Raw genomic sequence first — 4,186 nt, forward strand, 5'->3', positions numbered from 1 at the left:
GCCACCCGTCCGCCTCACCGGCCGGCCGGCACAGTCCGGTACCGGCGAAGGCCCTGCCCGCCGGCCTCCCCGGGATGCCGCCCGTGCTCGACCCGAAGGACGTGTACGCGGCCGACCACGCGGGCAAGCTCTCGCCCGTCGTGAAGCGCTTCCCCAACCGGATCTACGTCCCCAACACCAACTCCGACACGGTCTCGGTCATCGACCCCGCCACGTACAAGGTCATCGAGACCATCCCGGTCGGCCGCCAGCCGCAGCACGTCGTGCCCTCCTGGGACCTCAAGACCCTGTGGGTCAACAACGACCGGGGCAACTCGCTGACCCCGATCAACCCGGCAACCGGCAAGGCGGGCAAGCCCGTCGACGTGCACGACCCGTACAACCTCTACTTCACGCCCAACGGCAAGTACGCGATCGTGATGGCCTCCCTCGACCGCGAGCTGGTCTTCCGCGATCCGCACACCATGAAGGTCCTGAAGACCGAACCGGTGAGCTGCTACGGCGTCAACCACACCGACTTCTCCGCCGACGGGCGGTACTTCATCGTGTCCTGCGAGTTCTCCGGCGAACTCCTCAAGGTCGACACGGCGAAGATGGCGGTCGTCAAACAGCAGAAGCTGCCCTTCAAGGGGGCGATGCCGCAGGACGTGAAAATCTCGCCGGACGGCAAGACCTTCTACATCGCCGACATGATGGCGGACGGCATGTGGGTGCTGGACGGCGCGAAGTTCAGCACCCCCCGGCTGCTGCCGACCGGCAAGGGCGCCCACGGCCTCTACATCAGCCGGGACTCCAAGGAGATGTACATCTCCAACCGGGGTGAGGGCACCATCTCCGTCTTCGACTTCCCCGCGGGCAAGCTGACCAAGAAGTGGCGGCTGCCGGACGGCGGCAGCCCCGACATGGGCGGCGTCTCGACCGACGGCAAGGTCCTCTGGCTGGCCGGGCGTTACGACTCCGAGGTGTACGCGATCGACACCGCGAGCGGCAAACAGCTCGCCCGCATCCCGGTCGGCGGCGGCCCGCACGGCCTCGCGGTCTACCCGCAGCCGGGCCGCTACTCACTGGGCCACACGGGCATCTTCCGCTGAGTGCCCGGCCGGCCCGGCGTCTCGGACCGGCCCGCCGCCAACTCACCCGTCAACGATGCCTGTTGGCCCGGCGACACGCCCACCGGAGAGTGACGGTCCCCGGTCCGCGGCCGCCCGGACGGGAAGCTGCTCGCCATGATCACTTCTCGTTCGCGGCGCCGCGCCGCAGCCGTCACCCTGTCCGTGACCGCCCTCCTGGTCCCGGCATCGGCCACCGAGGCCGCACCGTCCCCCGCGCGAGCCGTCCCGGCGTCGTCCCCCGCGCACGCCGCTCCCGCGGTGGCCCTCGCTGCCGCCCCCTCCTGCCCGATCGTCGCCGACGAGCTGTTCGCCGCCGCCGACCGCCGGGTACAGGTGGAGCGGATCACCCCGAAGCCCTCCTGGCGCGTCTCCTGCGGCCAGCTCTACCGCGCCGACAACCGCGCGCCCGAACTCATCTTCAAGGAGGGCTTCCACCCCAAGGCGACGCTGGACGGCCAGTACGACATCGAGAAGTACGTGCTGAAGAACCAGCCGTCGCCGTACGTCTCCACCAGCTACGACCACGACCTGTACAAGCAGTGGAAGAGCGGCTTCAACTACTACATCGACGCCCCGGCCGGTGTCGACGTCAACAAGACGATCGGCGCCACCCACAAGTACGCCTCCCAGCAGGAGGTCGCCTTCCCCGGGGGCATCGCGAGCAAATACATCGTCGGCGCCTGCCCGGTCGACACGGTGAAGAAGACCGAGGACATGTCGGAGTGCGTCGACAACCCGAACTACGTACCGTGGCGCAACTGACGCAGCCACAGGCCCCGGCGCACCGGGGTCAGTCCGCCACCAGCAGGGCCTCCGAGCCCACCGGCCGGTAGCCCGCCGCCTGGAACGTCCGCACACCGCGGGCGTTCCCCGGCGACTGCTGCGCCGCCTCGTCCACCTCGATGGCCGCCTCCCAGCGCCCGGCGACCCCGCGGCCGAGGACGACGAGGCCCCCGTCGGCGGCCCATACCCGGACGTCGTCACGGAACTTGACGGCGCGCGCCACCCGGGGATGGTCCTGATCGTGGATCTCCCGCAGCGCGATGCCGGGCGCGCCGGGCAGCGCGGGGGCGGCCGTGAGCAGGTCGATGGTGTTCATCCTCCGGCCGGTGCGGGCCATGAGCGCGGTGAGGAAGGCCGGGTTCATCGGCGCCGCGAGTACGTCGGAGGTGACGGCGCCGAGTGTCGCCCGTACCCACGCGGGGTCCTCGTCGGTGAACACCACGGTGTGCGCGGTGAACGCGAGAACCCCGGCGTCGCGCACGCCCGGCTGGGGGAGCACCGTGACCGTACCGTCCGCCGGCGGGAAGTCCCCGCGCGCGGCCGCCGCCAGGATCCGTGCCACCGCGTCGCTCATCCGCCGTCCTCACTCGCGCTTACCCGTACGGGTTCTGTCCCGTGGTGGGCCGTGCTCGGGGGGAGTGCGACCGGATAATCTGACCCGGTCAACACGGCACCTAGAAGGGGCGGAAACAGTGGCGGACATCGACGACGTGCGCAAGGCGTTCGACCGGTTCGACGCGGACGGGGACGGGCTCATCACGGCGGCCGAGTACAAGAGCGCGATGGCGCAGCTCGGCGACCACTATGTGACGGAGTCCGTGGCGCAGGCCGTGATAAACGCCCACGACGGCAACGGCGACGGTCTGCTCGACTTCGACGAGTTCCTGGCCTCGCGCGGCAAGAAGGACTGACACCCGCCGCCCTGTACGGGGGCGGACGCGCGCCCGAGCCGGGGCCCTTGAAGGGCCCCGGCTCGGGCTTTCGGCCTTTCAGGCCTTCCGCGCATGCCTGAGTGCACCGGCACGGGGCACACGAGGGGACATGCCCTCCCCTTCGCGACTGCCGCACCGGACCGCGCGCCCTCGGCGCCTGAGCGCGCAGTCCCCTGCCGGGGACCGGCGGAGGTGGTCGTGATGCTGGTGGCCGGGCGGTACCGGATAGGCGAGCGCCTCGGGCGGGGCGGGATGGGCGAGGTCTGGCGGGGGGTCGACGAGGCCCTCGGCAGGCCGGTGGCGGTCAAGCTGCTGCTGGACCGGGGCGCGGAGGCGGCCGACACCGAGCGATTCGAGCTGGAGGCCAGGACGGCGGCACGGCTGAGCGACCCGCATGTGGTCTCCGTGTACGACATCGGCTCCTACGAGGACCGTCTCTATCTGGTGATGGAGCTGCTCGAAGGGCGCAACCTGGCCGACGAACTCGCGGAGCACGGGCCTTTCTCGACCAGGCGCGCCGTGAAGGCCGGCGGGCAGACCGCGGCGGGACTCGCGGCAGCGCACCGGCACGGCGTGATCCACCGGGACGTCAAACCGGCGAATCTGCTGCTGGCGGCCGACGGCGCCGTCAAGATAGGTGACTTCGGTATCGCCCGCTTCGCCGACCAGTCGGCGGGCGGACCGACCGCCGCCGGCCAGATCATCGGCACCAGCTCCTACCTGGCACCCGAACGGGCCCTGGGACGCCCGGCGGGGCTCCCCGCCGACATGTACGCCCTGGGCTGCGTGCTGTACGAACTGCTCGTCGGCCACCCGCCGTTCCGCGCGGACTCCCAGGCAGGCGTGGTGTACCAGCACGTCGACGCCATACCCGAGCGGCCGAGCCTGCACCGCGCTGACCTGCCGGAGGTGCTCGACGACTTCATCCTGAGCCTGCTGGCGAAGGACCCCGGAGTGCGTCCGACGGCGGAGCAGGCGGCCGAGTTCCTGTACCTGCCCGAGGCGAGCGATACGATGACGGCGCCGGCGCCGGCGCAGGCGCCGCTCAGGAAGACACTCGGCCCGCTCCCGTCACTCACGCTCCCAGGACTCACGCTTCCAGGACATGCGGCGGGACGTACGACGGAGCAGCCGGCAGGACGTACGACAGAACAGCCGGCGGGGCACGGGGGAGAACAGCCGGCCCGGGCGGGGTGGCGTCCGCGCCGCGCGTACGTCGTCGCCGGCTCCGCGCTGGCCGCGGTCGCGGTGGCGGCGGTCGTCGGCCTGTCCTCGCCGTCCCCCAGCGAGGAGGGGCAGCCCCCGGCCACCAAGCGGTCGTCACCGGTACGCCAGGCGCCGCGGCCCGCGCACACATCG

5 protein-coding genes are annotated in these 4,186 nt (G+C 71.4%); 4 read left to right on the forward strand and 1 reads right to left on the reverse strand.

Features of this window, described 5'->3' with window-relative positions; translation table 11 throughout:
- Window positions 1-1,091: YncE family protein (locus tag QR77_RS28980; RefSeq protein WP_063798094.1), on the forward strand; the 1,091-nt coding region annotated here is incomplete at its 5' end.
- Between the two features lie 135 nt (window positions 1,092-1,226).
- Window positions 1,227-1,874: an ADP-ribosyltransferase gene (locus tag QR77_RS28985; RefSeq protein ID WP_040024974.1), complete on the forward strand. Its 648-nt coding sequence runs from the start codon at window positions 1,227-1,229 to the stop codon at window positions 1,872-1,874.
- 28 nt (window positions 1,875-1,902) lie between these two features.
- Here QR77_RS28985 and QR77_RS28990 read toward each other — a convergent pair whose 3' ends face one another.
- Window positions 1,903-2,469, reverse strand: a complete 567-nt coding sequence (locus tag QR77_RS28990; RefSeq protein WP_040024975.1) for a hypothetical protein — start codon at window positions 2,467-2,469, stop codon at window positions 1,903-1,905.
- A gap of 118 nt (window positions 2,470-2,587) precedes the next feature.
- Here QR77_RS28990 and QR77_RS28995 point away from each other — a divergent pair, with 118 nt between their 5' ends.
- Window positions 2,588-2,806: an EF-hand domain-containing protein gene (locus QR77_RS28995; protein ID WP_040024976.1), complete on the forward strand. Its 219-nt coding sequence runs from the start codon at window positions 2,588-2,590 to the stop codon at window positions 2,804-2,806.
- 222 nt (window positions 2,807-3,028) lie between these two features.
- Window positions 3,029-4,186: serine/threonine-protein kinase (locus QR77_RS29000; RefSeq protein WP_160310960.1), on the forward strand; the 1,158-nt coding region annotated here is incomplete at its 3' end.

Source organism: Streptomyces sp. 150FB, from assembly GCF_000818195.1.
GTDB lineage: Bacteria > Actinomycetota > Actinomycetes > Streptomycetales > Streptomycetaceae > Streptomyces.